Here is a 15765-nt window from a genome sequence, read left to right on the forward strand (position 1 = left end):
GGGGAGCGACCACATGGATCTGAATTTCACCCCTGAAGAAGAAGCGTTCCGCGGCGAAGTGCAGCAGTTCCTGCGCGAGAAGTTGCCCGAGCGGCTCTCGCACAAGGTCATGAACGGCCTGCGCCTGACGCGCGAGGACTCGGTGCAGTGGCACGCCATCCTGCACGAGCGCGGCTGGCTGGCCAACCACTGGCCCAGTCAGTACGGCGGGCCGGGCTGGAGCGCAGTGCAGAAGTTCATCTTCGAGCACGAGTGCGCGCTGGCCGCTGCGCCCCGCATCGTGCCCTTCGGCGTCAGCATGCTGGGGCCGGTGCTGATCAAGTTCGGCAACGAGGCGCAGAAGCAGTACTGGTTGCCGCGCATCCTGAACGGTAACGACTGGTGGTGCCAGGGCTACTCGGAGCCCGGCTCGGGCTCGGACCTGGCCTCCGTCAAGACGACGGCGGTGCGCGACGGCGACCACTTCGTCGTCAACGGCCAGAAGACCTGGACCACGCTGGGCCAGCATGCCAACATGATCTTCTGCCTGGTGCGCACCAACAAGGAGGCCAAGGCCCAGTCGGGCATCAGCTTCCTGCTGGTGGACATGAACTCGCCCGGTGTCGAAGTGCGTCCGATCATCACGCTCGACGGCGAGCACGAGGTCAACGAGGTGTTCTTCAACGACGTGCGGGTGCCGGTCGAGAACCTGGTGGGCGAGCAGGACAAGGGCTGGACCTGCGCCAAGTACCTGCTGACCTACGAGCGCACCAACATCGCGGGCGTGGGCTTCTCGGTCGCGGCGCTGGAAAAGCTCAAGCGCATCGCCGGCAAGGTGCAGCGCAACGGGCGACCGCTGGCGCAGGACCCGCTGTTCGCCACGCGGCTGGCCCGGGTCGAGATCGACCTGGAGAACATGAAGACCACCAACCTGCGCGTGATCGCCGCCGTCGCAGGTGGCGGCGTGCCGGGTGCGGAAAGCTCCATGCTCAAGATCCGCGGCACCGAGATCCGGCAGGAGATCTCCTCGCTGGCGCGCCGTGCAATGGGACCGTATGCGCAACCCTTCATCGAGGGCGCGTTGCACGAAGGCTGGGACGAAGCGCCGGTCGGGCCGGCCGAGGCGGCGCCGCTGGCCGCGCAGTACTTCAACAACCGCAAGCTGTCGATCTTCGGCGGCTCCAATGAAATCCAGAAGAACATCATCTCCAAGATGATCCTGGGCCTGTGAGGCGCGCTACACCATGAACTTCGAACACACGGAAGACCGCCGCATGCTGGCGGATTCGCTGGACCGCTTCATCGCCGAGCAGTACGGCTTCACCACGCGTGACCACGTCGCCCGCAGCGACGAGGGCTTGAGCCGCGAGCACTGGTCGCAACTCGCGGAGATCGGCGCGCTCGGCGCGCTGTTCCCCGAGGAGGTCGGCGGCTTTGGCGGCGCCGGCTTCGACGTGGCCGTCGTCTTCGAGAGCCTGGGCAAGGGCCTGGTGGTCGAGCCCTTCCTCGGCGCGCTGGTCGTGGGCCGCGCCATCGCGCAGGCCGGCAGCGCTGCGCAGAAGGAACACATCGCCTCGTTGATCGACGGGAGCACCATCGCTGCGCTGGCGCACGAGGAGCCGGGTTCGCACTACGAGCCGACACAGGTCGCCACACGTGCCGAACGATCGGGCGACGGCTGGTCGCTGAGCGGTGCGAAGGCGGTCGTGCTGCAGGGCGAGCAGGCGGGCTTGCTGCTGGTGTCGGCGCGCACCGGCGGCGCCGAAGGCGATGCAGACGGTGTCTCGCTGTTCCTGGTGCCGGGCGACGCGCCGGGCTTGAGCTGGCGCGGATACCCCCGGATCGACGGCGGGCGTGCCGCGGAACTGAGCCTGGACAAAGTGCGCGTGGGCGCCGAGGCCTTGCTTGGCGCCGAGGGTGCCGGCGCCCCGCTCCTGGAGCATGCGATCGGCTGGGGCCTGCTCGCACTTGCCGCAGAGTCGCTGGGCGCGATGGAAGTCGCCAAGCGCGACACGCTCGAATACCTGCGCATCCGCAAGCAATTCGGCGTGCCCATCGGCAGCTTCCAGGCCTTGCAGCACCGCATGGCCGACCTGCTGCTGGAGATCGAGCAGGCGCGCTCGGCCGTCATCAATGCCGCCGCTGCCATCGACGCTGGCGAGCGCGTCGAGCGAGAGAAGGCGCTATCGGCAGCCAAGTACAGCATCGGCCGCATCGGCACCCGCGTCGCGGAAGAGTGCATCCAGCTGCACGGTGGCATCGGCATGACATGGGAGTTGCCGCTGTCGCACTATGCCAAGCGGCTGGTGATGATCGACCACCAGCTCGGCGACGAGGACCATCATCTGGCACGCTACATCGCGCTGGGCCAGGAGACTGTGCAATGAACGACACCGCGACCCTCCCGCCCATCCTCGTGCGCCGCGAAGGCCCGGTGCTGGTGCTGGCCATCCACACGCCCGGCAAGCGCAACGCGATCAGCCCGGGCCTGTATGCCGCGCTGGCCGACCAACTCGCAGCGGCAATGGACGATGCCACCATCGGCTCGGTGGTGCTCACGGGCGCCGATGGCTACTTCTGCTCCGGCGGCGACCTGAACACGCTCGCCACGCGCCGCCTGCTCACGCCCGATCAGCGGCGCGAGAAGCTCGAAGGCCTGCACGGCCTGGTACGCCTGCTGCGCGACTTTCCCAAGCCCATCGTCGCGGCGGTGGAAGGGGGCGCGGCCGGTGCCGGCCTGTCGATGGCGCTGGGCTGCGACCTGCTTGTTGCCGCTCGCGACGCGACCTTCTCCGTCGCCTACGTCAAGGTGGGCCTGACGCCCGATGGCGGCGCGACGGCCTTCCTGGCGCAGGTGCTGCCGCGCCAGTTCCTGGCCGAGATGTGCCTGACCGGCGACCGCATCGGCGCCGAGCGCCTGCACGCGCTGGGCGTGGTCAACCGGCTCACCGAAGCGGGTGGGGCGGATGCCGAGGCCATCGCGCTGGCCACGCGGCTGGCGGGTGGTCCCGAGCAGGCGATGGCGCGCATCAAGACGCTGTGCCGTGAGGCGATGTCGAACACGCTGGATGTGCAGTTGGACCGCGAGTCGGAGTTCATGGTCGAGGCGCAGGGCAGCGCCGAGTCCGCAGCGGGCATCGATGCCTTCCTGGCCAAACAGACGCCTGATTTCGCGCGATTGCGGGGCCAGCGTTGAGCGCGGCCGGCGCATCGCGCCTGCCGCTGGCCGGTGTGCGCGTGCTGGACCTGTCGCGCGTCCTCGCGGGCCCCATGTGCGCGCAGGCGCTCGGCGACCTGGGCGCGGAAGTCATCAAGATCGAGCATCCCGGCCGGGGCGACGACACGCGCGACTGGGGCCTGCGCGTGGGCTCGCGCAACACCGCCTACTTCAACAGCGCCAACCGCAACAAGCAGTCGGTGGGCGTGGACCTGCAGAAGCCCGAGGGGCAACGCCTGGTGCGCGATATCGCCGCGAAGAGCGACGTGGTGATCCAGAACTTCAAGTTCGGCGGCATCTCGAAGATGGGGCTGGACTACGCGTCCTTGAAGGCCATCAATCCGGGCCTGGTGTACTGCTCCATCACCGGCTACCGCACCGATGGCCCCGAGGCCGCGCGTCCGGGCTACGACCTCGTGGTGCAAGGCGAGGCCGGCCTGATGGCGCTCAACGGCGAGGAGGGGCAGGGCCCGCTGAAGTTCGGCGTCGCGGCCGTGGACATGTTCACCGGCATGTATGCGGCGCAGGCGGTCCTGGCAGCCCTGTTCGACCGGCAGCGCACCGGCGAGGGCCGGCATGTCGAGATGGCCCTGTACGACTGCGGCCTGATGATCACCGCCTACTACGGCATGGAGGCCTTGCTCATGGGCAACGACCCGCCCAAGTACGGCAACGCGCATCCGTCCATCGTGCCCTATGGCGTGTTCGATGCGGCGGATGGTCCGGTGGTCATCACGGTGGGCAACAACGCACAGTTCCAGCGCTTCTGTGCCGACGTGCTGGAGCGTCCGGACCTGGCGACCGACGAACGCTTCACCACCAACCTGGCCCGCTCGCAGAACCGCCACGTGCTGTTGCCCGAACTGCGCGCCGAACTGGCGAGCCGTCCGCGTGAACAGTTGCTGGCGCGTATGACAGCGGCCGGCATTCCATGCGGCGAGGTGCTGGGCCTGCTGGAGGCCTTGCAGTCGCAGCGCACTGCGGAGGCCGGACTGCTGGCCGAGCTTCCCAACCCCGAAACGGGCAGCGTGCAGGTGCTCGCGCCTCCTTACGCATCGATGGCCAGCGCATGCCCGTGCGCGCAGCGCCACCGCTGCTCGCGCAGGACACCGAGCGCGTGCTCGGCGACCTGCTGGGCATGGACGCGGCGGCCATTGCCGCGCTCCGGCAAGGCGGCGTCCTGTAGTTCTTTGAACCGGAGGACCGTCGACGGAGTGGGCTCAGTGGCCGACGTCGGAAGCAATTCTTTCGAGCACCTCGCGCGGGCGGTTGGTGATGACATCGCCATGACTGACCACGATGCGTGCGAGACCCGGCTCGGCAGCCCAGGCGCGCAAGGCGGCGGCCACGGCCGCATGGTCCTTGACGAACATCTTCTCGCCCACCCATGGCATCTGCGGTCCCTTGACGCCGAACCCCATGAGGCGCGCCATCACCTGGGCGCCCAGCCGGTCGGGATGGCGCACGTTGGCGATGATGTCGTTGACGACCAGTGAGGTGCCGTCCGGGCGCCGGATCACGAGAGCGGCTTCCTTCCCATCCACGCCCGGAAGTCCCGGCTGCCTGCCGCCGAATCGATGGCCCAGGTCCGCCACCCGCCTATCGCGTCATGTGCTCCCGCAAGGGGTCCAGCAAAGGCTGTGGCGACTTGATCTTGTGGTCCGCGCGCATCAGCCATCCAGCGCTGGCCAGCAGGGCCACGGCGCCCGCGACGAGCGCAATGAAGAGGCCGCCGAAGCCCTGCGTCGGGCCGCTCAGGGTCGACGACAGGACCGGGGCGGCGATCTGGCCGATTGCGAAGGCCGCGGTCATGCGACCGAGCGCCTGTGTCGGATCGCCGACCGTGCTGTCTCTCGCTTCCTGCATGCCGGCCATGGTCGCCACCATGAAGGTGCCGCCCACCAGCATCGCGGCGACCAGCACGGTGAGCGCCGACAGGTGCAGCACCGGCAGCAGGCAACCCGTTGCCATCAGCCCAAGGCTGCAAGCCAGGACGCGCCGCCGTGGCACCCGGCCCAGGAACCAGCTCGCAACCAGCGTGGAGAGCGCGGCGGCCGCGCCAAATACAGGCCAGGCGGCGCCGAACACGGAAGGGTCATGGACCACTGCGCGCGCAAGCACGGGCAGGAAGGTGGCGGGCAGGATGTAGCCGAAGCCAAGTGCGCCGTAGCAGATCACCAATCCCCAAGGGGTGGCGGATGAAGGCGCCACCGCGGCCGCGCGTTGCGGCGGCGCCGCCTCAATCGGCAAGGCGCGCGGCATCAGCGCGGCTGCGGCAAGAAGACTCACGAGCGCCACCGCGCCCAGTTGCTGCCACAGGCCATCCGGAGAGACGCTCGCGACGCTCGCACGCCAGCAGTAGAGGCCGACAAAGGCGATGCCTGCACCAACGCCGGCGAAGAGGACCCCGGCCCCCGCCGACCGCTCCAGCCGGGTCAGCCATGCGAGACACCAGACGCTGGTGCTGACGAGAGCCCAGGCGCTCGCCGCACCGGCGACGAAGCGCAGCAACAGCCAGATCGACAGCGATGAGGCCAGCCCCATCGCAGCAGTCGACACGACGATGGCCGCCAGCGCCACAAGCCCGATACGTTGTGGAGTGAGCCGAAGGCGTCCGGTCGTCAGCGCGCCGACGAGGTAGCCCGCGTAGTTGGCGGTTGCCAGCCAGCCGCCCGCCGCCACGTCGACGCTGTCGGTCTGGATCATCAACGGCAGCAACGGCGTGAACGCGAATCTTCCGACGCCCATGGCGACTGCCAGCACCAGGAGGCCCGCGATGCAGACGGCAAGGGAAGAGGGGCGGGTGCTGTTCGGTGAAGCGTTCGACATGCAGCCGACTTGAACGCAAAATGCGCCAATAAACAAATGAATTGTTCAGAACAATCATTCTCTCTATGAGAACCATCGACCTGGACTCCCTCGAGATCTTTCGCAGCGTCGTGGCCGAAGGAGGCGTGATCCGTGCCGCGGAAAAGCTCCACCGCGTCCAATCGAACATCACGACGCGCATCCAGCAGCTGGAGGGCCGGCTCGGCCACAAGCTGTTCCATCGCCAAGGCCGCTCGCTGGCACTCTCGCCGGCCGGTCAGAAGCTGCTGCCCTATGCCGAGCGCCTGTTGCGACTGGCCGATGAGGCCGAAAGCGAATTGCGCAGCGACGTTCCGGTCGGTGCCCTCCGGCTCGGCGCCCTCGAGAGCACGGCGGGCAGTCGCCTGGCGCCGGTGCTGTCGCGCTTTCACAAGCTCTACCCGGGCGTGGTGGTCGAGTTGGCCACGGGCACGACCGCAGCACTGTTGAAGCGAGTGAATGCCTACGAAATCGAAGCTGCCTTCGTGGCGGAACCCTTCACGCGGGCGGGATTGGAAGCCTTGCCGGTGTTTGACGAGGAACTGGTGTTGGTCACCGCGCGCAGCGTGGCGTCGGTCACCTCGGCAAGCGATCTTGCCAATGCCACGCTGATTGCATTTGCACAGGGCTGCTCCTACAGGCGGCTGCTCGAGCAATGGCTCGGCAAGGGCGGAGCCATGCCTTCGCGATCGCTCGAGTTTTCGTCTTACCAGGCGATGATTTCCTGCGTCGCCGCGGGCACGGGCTTCGCGATCGTTCCGGTGTCGGTGCTGAGAGCATTGCGTGCGACGGCACAGGTTCGGCAGCACGCATTGCCCGCGAAGATGCGACGGAACCGAACCCATCTCGTGTGGCATGGGACGCCTTCTGTGGCGTTGGGTCGGTTGATCGAGATGTTGGACACGTCGACCTGAACCTCCCCGTGTGCCCATGCGGCACTGCGCGTGGCGCCGCGCTTCAGCCGACGCCGAGCAGCGTATGCAATCGCGTACTGGTGGTGGTGTATTGGAGCGGGATCGACTGGCCGGGAAAGACGATGGTCGTGGCGGCCCACGCGGCGAGCGTGGCCTCGTGGAAGCCGCAGACGATGAGCTTCTTCTTGCCGGGATAGGTGTTGACGTCGCCGACCGCGAACACGCCTCGCTCGCGGGTCTCGAAGCGCTCGGTGTCGACCGGGATCTGCTTGCGTTCCAGTGCCAGCCCCCAGTCGGCGATGGGGCCGAGGCGGGGGGAGATGCCCAGGCAGGCGATAAGGGCATCGACGTTGAGGTCGATGACTTGGCCGTCGGGTGTCGCCACCTGCAGCTGCGCGCCATCGAAGCCGGTGGGTTGGCCGATGACGAGCTTCAGCGCGCCGGCCGACACGGCCTCGCGCAAGCGTGCCACCAGCGCGTCTTCGGCGTTGAAGACATCGCGGCGGAACAGGAGCGTGACCTCTTTCGCCTGGCCCGCGAGCGTCAATGCGGTGTCGACGGCCGCATCGTCGCCGCCGTACACGACCACGTCCTGGCCGGCGAAGCGCTCCAGCGCATCGGGATGGTAGAAAAGCTTCGAGCCCTCGAAGCGCGCGATGCCTTCGATCGTCATGCGACGCGGCACGAACGCGCCGACGCCGGCGGCAATGAAGACCGTACGTGCGAGGAAGGTCGTGCCAGCCGAAGTGCTCAACAACAGGCGGTCGTCTGTCTGGCGAGCAAGCGTGGCAACTTGCTCACCGTAGTGGAAAGTCGGCTTGAACGGGGCGATCTGTTCGAGCAGCGATTCGACAAGGCCATGCCCCGTGGTGCGCGGGGTGCCAGGGATGTCGTAGATGGGCTTGTCGCCATACAGCTCGACGCATTGGCCGCCCGCACGGGGCAGCGCGTCGACGATATGGCAGGCGATCTCGAGCAACCCGAGCTGGAAGGCCTGGAACAGGCCGACCGGGCCGGCGCCGATGATCAGTGCGTCGGTTTCAATGAGAGGCTGCATTGACTCGAAAGCGGGCGCGACCCGCCGCGAAGAGCGCCAAGAAGCGCAATTGGACGCAAAAGAGCCCCCAAGGCCGGCCTGCGCCCAGCCAGTCCCCCGTGGGGGATCGAGTCGAGATGGCGAAGCCGCATCGGCGCCAAAGAGAAGATCCTGGATCTCCCTTCGCATCCTGCGCGAAAACTTCGCGTCCCCTGCGTCGGGATGTCCGTATTCAAGTCGTTCAGCGAACCAGTTCGCCGACCTTGTCCGTCACATCCTTCCACTCGTCCGCATCGGGCAGCGCGGGCTTGCGCTTGGTGATGCTCTTCCAGCCGTCGGCCAGCGAGAGTTCGGCGTTGAGCTTGATGAAGGCGATCTGGTTGGCGGGGAGGTCTTCCTCGGCGTAGATCGCGTTGACGGGGCACTCCGGGATGCACACGGCGCAATCGATGCATTCGTCCGGGTCGATCACCAGCATGTTGGGGCCTTCGCGGAAGCAGTCCACGGGGCACACGTCCACACAGTCGGTGTATTTGCAACGGATGCAGGATTCGGAGACGACGTGGGTCATGTTCTTTTGCTGAAGCTGGTGATCGGGGAAACCCGTGATTTTAGTTGTTTGTGACAGAAGGCTGCACGAGCACGCCTGCTGCGGTCTTGTGGGAGGCGGTATCGACCAGCACCAGCGAGCCGAGCGCACGCGATTTTGCGAAGGGCAGCACGGCCAGCGGCTGCTGCAGCGACAGCACCACGTCGCCGATCGAATTGGCCTCCAGTTGCGTGGCGGGCTCGGAGCCGAGCGTCGTGATGTTCACACGGTCGATGATGCGTGCGACCTTGGCCTTGACCCAGCGATGGCCCTGCAGCGCCCAGTAGACACGGCCTGCGACCAGCGGCTCGTCGTCCAGCCAGGCAATGGTCGCGGTGATCTCGCGCACCGGTTCGAAGGCTTCGGGCTCCAGCAGCCAGTCGCCGCGCGAGACATCGAGTTCGCGGTCCAGCACGATGCCGGCGCTGTGGCCCGCATGCACGGCGTGCGGCTGGCGCACGTGGTTCAGCACTTGCGCGACGGTGGCGGTCTGCTTGCTCGGCAGCACGGTCACGCGCTGGCCGGGCTCGATGTGGCCGCTGGCGACACGGCCCCAGAAGACGCGGCGGCCTTGCGAGGTATCGGCTGACGAGGAGAACTTCTCGACCCACTGCACCGGGAAGGCGAAGGGCACGGCCTCGTCCTTTTCGGTGACGGGCAGTTGCTCCAGCAGTTCGAGCAGGCTCGGGCCTTCGTAGTTGCACCAGTCGGCATGGCGCGAGGCCACGTTCCAGCCCTTGAGCGCGGAGATCGGCACGATGGCGGCGACCTGCACGTTGGCGGCTTCGGCGAAGGCGTTGAGCGCGGTCGAGATGCGCTCGAAGGCGACCTCGGCATCGTTCATCGCGTCGAGCTTGTTGACAGCGAACACGATGGACTGCACGCGCAGGAGGTTGCACAACAGCGTGTGGCGGCGGGTTTGCGGCAGGAGGTCTTGCACGACCACTTCGCCATCGGCCACTTCACCGGCCCAGGGCAGCTTGGTGGCGTCGACCAGCACCACGGCGGCATCTGCGGCCGAGGCGGCGGTGACCATGTTGCGGGTGTACTGCTCGTGGCCGGGCGCGTCGCCGATGATGAACTTGCGCCTGGCGGTCGAGAAGTAGCGGTAGGCGACGTCGATGGTGATGCCTTGCTCGCGCTCGGCGGAGAGGCCATCGGTCAGCAGGGCCAGGTCGGTTTCGCCGCCGCGCTGCACGCCGGCGAGTTGGTCTTGCAGGACGGTCTTGCTGTCGACCAGTAGGCGGCCGATCAGCGTGCTCTTGCCGTCGTCGACGCTGCCGCAGGTGATGAAGCGCAGGGCCGTGCCGGTGTCGCCGTGGGCGGCTTGTGCAATGGTCGATGCTTCAGAAAAAGTCGTCGCGTTCAAATCAATCTCCAGCTCTCAAATCTCACATCCCTCGAAGGGGCTGAGGGCCGCGGCTCCAAGCCTGCCTGCGCAGGCTTGGACGGCCCGCAAGAGCAGCCGCCTCTGGCGGCCGCCCGTGGGCGATGCTTCGGGTGGGCTAAAAGTAGCCATCCTTCTTGCGCTTCTCCATCGAAGCCTCGGAGGTCATGTCGTCCATGCGCGTCGCGCCGCGTTCGCTCACGTCCACGCTCAGTGTCTCGATCACCACGTCGCCGGCATCGGCGGCCAGGCTCTCGACCGGGCAGGTGGTGGTGATGTCGCCGACGGTGCGGAAGCGCACGTCGCGCACCTGGATCTGCTCGCCGTCACGCGCCGGTGTCAGGCCGGTCACCGGCACCAGCAGGCCGCGGCGCTCGACCACTTCGCGCTTGTGCGTGTAGTAGATCGACGGCAGGCCGACGTGCTCACGTTCGATGTATTGCCAGACGTCGAGTTCGGTCCAATTCGAGATCGGGAACACGCGGAAGTGTTCGCCCGGAGCCAGGCGCGTGTTGAACAGGGTCCACAGTTCCGGGCGCTGGTCCTTGGGCTGCCATTGGCCGAAGGAATCGCGGTGCGAAAAGATGCGTTCCTTGGCGCGGGCCTTTTCCTCATCGCGGCGCGCGCCGCCGATGAGGGCGTCGAAGCGGAATTCCTCGATCGCTTCGAGCAGCGTCACCGACTGGTGCGCGTTGCGCGATTCGCCGGGATGCGCCAGGCGCACGGTGCCGCGCGCCATCGAATCCTCGACGCTGCGCACGATCAGTTCAGCGCCGAGTTCCTTGGCGCGCTGGTCGCGGTAGTCCGTCACCTCAGGGAAGTTGTGGCCGGTGTCGATCATCAACAGCGGATACGGAATGCGTCCGGCGCCAAAGGCCTTCTCGGCGCACTTCAGCAGCACCAGCGAGTCCTTGCCGCCGGAGAACAGCAACGTCGGCCGCTCGAAGGCGGCAGCGACTTCGCGCAGGATGAAGATGGTTTCTTCCTCGAGCGCGTCGAGGTGCGTGTTGGACAGGCGCGCAGGGGAATGCATCGGTTGCAGCAGTTCGGTATCGGTACGGGCGTTCATGAGGCTCAGTGGAAATTCAGTTCGGGATGGCGCGGATCGGAATCACCGACACAGCCGACAGCGGTTCGAAGGCCGCGGGCTCCTCGCCCTCGTGCGTGCCGTCGGCAGCCACGTGCAGGCCGCATTCCTTGGCGCTTTCCTGTTCCCACCACCAGCGGCCGGAGCGGAAGTCTTCGCCGAGGGTGACGGCGCGCGTGCAGGGCGCGCAGCCGATGCTGGGGAAGAACTGGTCGTGCAACGGGTTGTAGGGCACCTTGTTCGTCGCGATGTAGTGCCACACGTCGCCCCAGGTCCAGCGGGCCAGCGGGTTGATCTTGGTGCGGGTGCTTTCGACGCCGTTCTTGTCGGTGACTTGCGAATGCTCGACAAATTCGACCTCGGAACGCGCACCCGATTGCTCGCGACGCAGACCGGTGATCCAGGCGCGCTTGCCGGAGAGGGCGCGCTCCAGCGGCTCCATCTTGCGGATGTCGCAGCAGCTCTTGCGCAGGCCGAGGCTGCGGTACATGGCTTCCTCGCCGTTCTCGGCAACGAAGGCGGCAGCGGCGGCGGGGTCGGGGTGGTAGCGATCGACTTCTCGGCCGTAGTGCGATTCGAGGCGGTCGATCAGCGCGAGCGTCTCGGGGTGCAGCTTGCCGGTCTCGAGCACGAAGATGGCCGACTGCACATGGTGGCGCTGCATCAGGTCGGTGACAACCATGTCCTCCGCGCCCAGGCTGGAAGCTTGCGTGATGGGCGCGTAGTCGCGGGCGGCACGCTGCAGCAGCGCGACGCTTTCGGCGACCTTCGCGTCGAAGTCGGCTGAGGGCTTGGCGTAGAGGGAAATGGCGTTCATGTGCATCGTGGAATCAAGGGCCGGCACGCGCTTCGTCGCGGTGCTGGCTCGGTCGGATTCGGACTGTAGGGAGAGTGCTTATGAAAACAAACTATCTTTTTATTCGCGCTTTATGCGGATAAGCAAATGCACCAGTGTTCATGCGGGTTCCGGGGCGGTTGGAGGACCAAACTGGATAAGGCGATCCGCGCCTTGCGGTTGTTGATCTCTGGTGACCAAGTCGATGGACAGCAGCACGCCAGATAGGGGCCACGCGTGCAGGGCACTTCGGATCAGGCGTCAGTGAGTAGTGCTTTTGGTTTCACTTTTTTTGAAATGCACGGGCATTGATCATTCATGATGCGAGCCTGCCTGACGCGGGCGTGACGCGTTGGGCAATGCGGTCGGCGCCCATGCGCCCGACTTGTGAGGAGGGTGGCAGTGGATCGTTCGCCTTGAGGCGATACCGAACGCTGCTCAAAGGATGCGACGCCCAGTGCGAGGCGTTGCCGATGTTCCCTGGAGAACCGATGAACTTCGAATCAAGCACTTCGCGCCAGGCGGTCACCAAACCTGTGTCGTGGGGGCTCCATCCGCTCGAGGATTCGACCGACTCGCAGGCCTTGCTGGGCGCCATTCGCACGCGCTACGGGTTCGTGCATGTGGTGTCGGTCGAGGAGGGCACCTTCCTCGAGATCGTGCTTCACAACTGGCACTACACGCGCCATGTCCACGGCGGTCCGATCAAGGCACGTGCACTGCTGGCATTGGCGGACCAGTTTGCGCATGAGACGCACCTGGAGGTGACACAGGGGCTTCAGGAGGACGGTCGGGCGCGAGCCTAGCCAGTCACAAGTAGAGCCTTTGGAAAAGCCTCGTCGGGCGGTGTCTGACCCGAGCGCTCGCCGGCAACGCCCCCGTCCCTGGGGCGTGTTGCTAGCGTTGCAGGCTCAGGCCGTGGCCGTGAAGTGCGGCGCAGGCTGCACCGCGTCGCCTTGGTAGAAGGCTGCAAAGCGGTCGAACTGGCGCTGCGCGTCGGAGGCGTCCACGCCTTCCTTCAGCACGGCGCTGGAGAAGCCGGTGCGTTGCATCTGCACCAGCTGGTCGATCAGCACGTCGCCGGTGGCGCGGATGTCGCCCTTGAAGCCGAGGCGGCGGCGCAGCAGGAAGGCCTGGCTGTAGGCGCGGCCGTCGGTGAACTTGGGGAACACGAGGTCGATGCGTTCGATGTCGGCCAGGCAGACCTCGATGGCCTGCGGGTCGGCATCGTTGGCCAGTTGCAGGACCTTCGGATCGCCGTCGTCGATGTGTTCTTCCGCGGCGAGGATCTGGAGTGCGCGGCGTCCTTTGACCCCCACGCTCGGCACTTGCGTGTCCTCGCTGCCCCCCAAGGGGGCGCGAGCTTGCTCGAAGCGGTTCGTCGCGTCGCTCATGCTGCCACCTCCACCTTGAAGCGCGCACCGTTGGCGGAAGCCTTGAACGGGTCGATGCCGACGCGGCGCAGCGTGTCGATGAAGGTCTCGCCAGCGTTGCGCGCGTCGCGATAGGTGCCGAGCACGGCTTCGATGACGTCCGGCACTTCGGCCGCGGAGAACGACGGGCCGACCACCTTGCCGGCCTGCGGCGTGCCGCTGAGCAGCGAGCCGTCCGAGCCGCCCAGGGTGACCTGGTACCACTCCTTGCCATCCTTGTCGACGCCGAGGATGCCGATGTGGCCGCTGTGGTGGTGGCCGCAGGAGTTGATGCAGCCGCTGATGTGCAGGTCGATCTCGCCGAGGTCGTCGAGCTCGTCGAGGTCTTGATAACGCTCGGTGATGGCTTCGGCGATCGGGATCGAACGCGCATTGGCCAGCGCGCAGAAGTCGCCGCCGGGGCAGGCGATCATGTCGGTCAGCAGGCGCACGTTGGCACTGGCGAAGCCGGCTTCGCGGGCGTTGAGCCACAGGGCGTGCAGGTCTTCGGCGTGCACCCAGGGCAGCACGACGTTCTGGTCGTGCGTGACGCGTGCTTCGCCGGCGGAGAAGCGGTCGGCCAGGGTGGCGATGGTGTCGAGCTGATTGCCGTCGGCATCGCCCGGCGCCTGGTGCAGGCGCTTGAAGGACAGCGTGACGGCGCGCAGTGCGGGGTTCTTGTGCGGCGCGACGTTGCGGGCCAGCCAGCGCGCGAATTGCACATCGTCGTCGGCAAAGCGGCGCAGGTCGGCGTCGGTCTGCTCGGCGCTCTGCAGCACGCGGGTGGCGAGCGTCGGCGGGACGAAGGAGGCGGCGACGCGGTCGTATTCGGCCTGCGTGATGGTGTGCGGGCCACCGTCGTGCTCGACGATCTGCTTGTATTCGGCCTCGACGTCGTCGATGTAGCGCTGGCCTTCGGCCTTCACCAGGATCTTGATGCGGGCCTTGTAGATGTTGTCGCGGCGTCCATACCTGTTGTAGACCCGGATCACCGCTTCGAGGTAATTCATGATCTGGTTCCACGGCAGGAACTCGCGCAGCACGGTGCCGATGATCGGCGTGCGGCCCATGCCGCCGCCGACCTGCACGCGGAAGCCGATCTCGCCGGCGTCGTTCTTGACCACATGCAGGCCCACGTCATGCCAGCCGGTGGCAGCGCGGTCTTCGGTGGCGCCGGTGATGGCGATCTTGAACTTGCGTGGCAGGAAGGCGAACTCGGGATGCAGCGTGCTCCACTGGCGCATGATTTCGGCGAAGGGGCGCGGGTCGGCCACTTCGTCGATGGCAATGCCGGCGCGCTCGTCGCTGGTGATGTTGCGGATGCAGTTGCCGCTGGTCTGGATGCCATGCATGTTGACTGAGGCCAGCAGGTCCATCACGTCGGCGGACTTGGACAGCGGGATCCAGTTGAACTGCACATTCTGGCGCGTCGAGAAGTGTGCGTAGTGCGTCGGCAGCTTCTGCGTGCCGAGCTTGCCCTGGGTCTTGAGGGCGTTCTTGTAGACCTCGACTTCGGGCTCGTCGTATTCGCGGGCGATGCGGGCCAGCACACGCAGTTGCTTGCTGGAGAGTTCGCCGTAGGGGACGGCCACGCGCAGCATCGGGGCGTAGCGTTGCACGTACCAGCCGTTTTGCAGGCGGAGCGGGCGGAACTCGTCTTCGTGGAGCTTGCCAGCTTGCCAGCGTTCCAGCTGGTCGCGGAATTGCGCCGCGCGCTGCTGCACGAACTGGCGATCGAAATCTGTGTATTGGTACATCGTGAAAGTCTTGAAGTCGGGTGCGGCCAACGCCAGCCCAAGAGGCGGGGATTCTCGGAGGACTGCTTATGGAAACAAACGATTTTTTGGTGCACGCCTTATGCGGATAAGCTTATTCCTCAATGCCCATGCGGGTTGCCGCAGGGTTTTTGGCGGTTTCCGGATAAGCCGCTGGTTCAGGGTCAGTGCGCGCTGCCGTGTATTTTCACTGCAATGCGGCGCGCTACGATCGCGGTGGATTTCACAAGCAACAACATCGGGGAGAAGCACGTGGCCAGCATCAGGAAGCCGGATTCGGCGAGCGCAGCGCGATGGCTGTAGCGCAACGGGCGGGTGCATTCGTCGCGGCACTGTGCCTTGCCGCTTGCGCAATGCCTGCCAATGCGCATGACGCGATCACCGATGTGCGTCTTTTGGATTTCCGCTCGGAGGCGCCGGAGTCGTGCCGGCCATCCGACGTGGCGTTGACGGACGTGCAAGCCGGGATGTTCTTCTTGCGCGCCAGGCCCGTGGACGCCATGACTTTGCACGACAACTACGAGATCGCGCCGTGCAACATCGAGGGCACGATGAAGCGCAACGCCGAATCCTGTGACTGGAAGATCCGCCCGGGAGGCACGGGCAGCATCCACTGCGGTGCGGAGACAGAGTACGTCGTGTGCGATGGCTGCGCGGAGCTGTTCGAGGGCAAGTAGTGCGGTGAAG

General features: G+C 66.4%; 15 protein-coding genes and 1 pseudogene. 7 read left to right on the forward strand and 9 right to left on the reverse strand.

Going from position 1 to position 15765, the window contains the following annotated elements:
* Positions 1–13: 13 nt before the first annotated feature.
* From WKW82_RS16455 to WKW82_RS16470, 4 genes and pseudogenes are all read left to right on the forward strand, one after another.
* Positions 14–1210: an acyl-CoA dehydrogenase family protein gene (locus WKW82_RS16455; protein ID WP_340343387.1), complete on the forward strand. Its 1197-nt coding sequence runs from the start codon at positions 14–16 to the stop codon at positions 1208–1210.
* Between the two features lie 13 nt (positions 1211–1223).
* Positions 1224–2366, forward strand: a complete 1143-nt coding sequence (locus tag WKW82_RS16460; protein WP_340343388.1) for an acyl-CoA dehydrogenase family protein — start codon at positions 1224–1226, stop codon at positions 2364–2366.
* Positions 2363–3175 carry an oxepin-CoA hydrolase, alternative type gene (locus tag WKW82_RS16465; protein WP_340343389.1) on the forward strand — a complete coding sequence of 271 codons (813 nt, stop codon included), beginning with the start codon at positions 2363–2365 and terminating at the stop codon, positions 3173–3175. Before WKW82_RS16460 ends, WKW82_RS16465 begins: the two co-directional genes overlap by 4 nt.
* A 74-nt stretch (positions 3176–3249) precedes the next feature.
* Positions 3250–4382, forward strand: a pseudogene (locus tag WKW82_RS16470) (CaiB/BaiF CoA transferase family protein).
* A 34-nt stretch (positions 4383–4416) separates the two neighbouring features.
* Here the strand turns inward: WKW82_RS16470 and WKW82_RS16475 are convergent.
* Entirely contained in the window at positions 4417–4716 is a 300-nt protein-coding gene (locus WKW82_RS16475) for a hypothetical protein (protein ID WP_340343390.1), read from the reverse strand.
* Between the two features lie 79 nt (positions 4717–4795).
* Positions 4796–6025, reverse strand: a complete 1230-nt coding sequence (locus WKW82_RS16480) for a YbfB/YjiJ family MFS transporter (RefSeq protein ID WP_340343391.1) — start codon at positions 6023–6025, stop codon at positions 4796–4798.
* Positions 6026–6090: 65 nt separating this feature from the next.
* Here WKW82_RS16480 and WKW82_RS16485 point away from each other — a divergent pair, with 65 nt between their 5' ends.
* The gene (locus WKW82_RS16485; RefSeq protein ID WP_340343392.1) at positions 6091–6957 is read left to right on the forward strand and encodes a LysR family transcriptional regulator; all 867 of its coding nucleotides are present in this window, start codon (positions 6091–6093) and stop codon (positions 6955–6957) included.
* Between the two features lie 43 nt (positions 6958–7000).
* Here WKW82_RS16485 and WKW82_RS16490 read toward each other — a convergent pair whose 3' ends face one another.
* The 5 genes from WKW82_RS16490 to WKW82_RS16510 all read right to left on the reverse strand — a co-directional run bounded on the left by WKW82_RS16490 (position 7001) and on the right by WKW82_RS16510 (position 11873).
* A complete protein-coding gene (locus WKW82_RS16490; protein WP_340343393.1) occupies positions 7001–8014 on the reverse strand; it encodes an NAD(P)/FAD-dependent oxidoreductase in 1014 nt (337 codons plus the stop codon).
* A gap of 220 nt (positions 8015–8234) precedes the next feature.
* Positions 8235–8564, reverse strand: a complete 330-nt coding sequence (gene fdxA, locus WKW82_RS16495) for a ferredoxin FdxA (RefSeq protein ID WP_340343394.1) — start codon at positions 8562–8564, stop codon at positions 8235–8237.
* Positions 8565–8604: 40 nt separating this feature from the next.
* Positions 8605–9951 (reverse strand): sulfate adenylyltransferase subunit 1, encoded by a 1347-nt coding sequence (locus tag WKW82_RS16500; protein ID WP_422823500.1) that lies wholly within the window; start codon positions 9949–9951, stop codon positions 8605–8607.
* A 136-nt stretch (positions 9952–10087) separates the two neighbouring features.
* Entirely contained in the window at positions 10088–11038 is a 951-nt protein-coding gene (cysD, locus tag WKW82_RS16505; protein WP_340343395.1) for a sulfate adenylyltransferase subunit CysD, read from the reverse strand.
* Positions 11039–11054: 16 nt separating this feature from the next.
* On the reverse strand, positions 11055–11873 hold the full coding sequence (locus WKW82_RS16510; protein WP_340343396.1) for a phosphoadenylyl-sulfate reductase: 819 nt from the start codon (positions 11871–11873) through the stop codon (positions 11055–11057).
* A gap of 509 nt (positions 11874–12382) precedes the next feature.
* On the opposite strand from WKW82_RS16510, the gene WKW82_RS16515 reads away from it, so the two are divergent.
* The gene (locus tag WKW82_RS16515; RefSeq protein WP_340343397.1) at positions 12383–12697 is read left to right on the forward strand and encodes a hypothetical protein; all 315 of its coding nucleotides are present in this window, start codon (positions 12383–12385) and stop codon (positions 12695–12697) included.
* A 105-nt stretch (positions 12698–12802) separates the two neighbouring features.
* On the opposite strand, the gene WKW82_RS16520 is transcribed toward WKW82_RS16515, so the two are convergent.
* Both WKW82_RS16520 and WKW82_RS16525 read right to left on the reverse strand, forming a co-directional pair.
* Positions 12803–13210 (reverse strand): DUF934 domain-containing protein, encoded by a 408-nt coding sequence (locus tag WKW82_RS16520; RefSeq protein ID WP_340343601.1) that lies wholly within the window; start codon positions 13208–13210, stop codon positions 12803–12805.
* Between the two features lie 71 nt (positions 13211–13281).
* A complete protein-coding gene (locus tag WKW82_RS16525; RefSeq protein ID WP_340343398.1) occupies positions 13282–15060 on the reverse strand; it encodes a nitrite/sulfite reductase in 1779 nt (592 codons plus the stop codon).
* Positions 15061–15245: 185 nt separating this feature from the next.
* Here WKW82_RS16525 and WKW82_RS16530 point away from each other — a divergent pair, with 185 nt between their 5' ends.
* Positions 15246–15755: a hypothetical protein gene (locus WKW82_RS16530; RefSeq protein ID WP_340343399.1), complete on the forward strand. Its 510-nt coding sequence runs from the start codon at positions 15246–15248 to the stop codon at positions 15753–15755.
* The last annotated feature ends 10 nt before the right edge of the window (positions 15756–15765 follow it).

The organism is Variovorax rhizosphaerae, assembly GCF_037889975.1.
In the GTDB taxonomy this organism is placed as follows: domain Bacteria; phylum Pseudomonadota; class Gammaproteobacteria; order Burkholderiales; family Burkholderiaceae_C; genus Variovorax; species Variovorax rhizosphaerae.

Coding starts and splice junctions, on each gene's coding strand:
- WKW82_RS16455 (WP_340343387.1), top strand. CDS start 14: ATGGATCTGAATTTCACCCCTGAAGAAGAAGCGTTCCGCGGCGAAGTG.
- WKW82_RS16460 (WP_340343388.1), top strand. CDS start 1,224: ATGAACTTCGAACACACGGAAGACCGCCGCATGCTGGCGGATTCGCTG.
- WKW82_RS16465 (WP_340343389.1), top strand. CDS start 2,363: ATGAACGACACCGCGACCCTCCCGCCCATCCTCGTGCGCCGCGAAGGC.
- WKW82_RS16480 (WP_340343391.1), bottom strand. CDS start 6,025: ATGTCGAACGCTTCACCGAACAGCACCCGCCCCTCTTCCCTTGCCGTC.
- WKW82_RS16485 (WP_340343392.1), top strand. CDS start 6,091: ATGAGAACCATCGACCTGGACTCCCTCGAGATCTTTCGCAGCGTCGTG.
- WKW82_RS16490 (WP_340343393.1), bottom strand. CDS start 8,014: ATGCAGCCTCTCATTGAAACCGACGCACTGATCATCGGCGCCGGCCCG.
- fdxA (WP_340343394.1), bottom strand. CDS start 8,564: ATGACCCACGTCGTCTCCGAATCCTGCATCCGTTGCAAATACACCGAC.
- cysD (WP_340343395.1), bottom strand. CDS start 11,038: ATGAACGCCCGTACCGATACCGAACTGCTGCAACCGATGCATTCCCCT.
- WKW82_RS16510 (WP_340343396.1), bottom strand. CDS start 11,873: ATGAACGCCATTTCCCTCTACGCCAAGCCCTCAGCCGACTTCGACGCG.
- WKW82_RS16515 (WP_340343397.1), top strand. CDS start 12,383: ATGAACTTCGAATCAAGCACTTCGCGCCAGGCGGTCACCAAACCTGTG.
- WKW82_RS16525 (WP_340343398.1), bottom strand. CDS start 15,060: ATGTACCAATACACAGATTTCGATCGCCAGTTCGTGCAGCAGCGCGCG.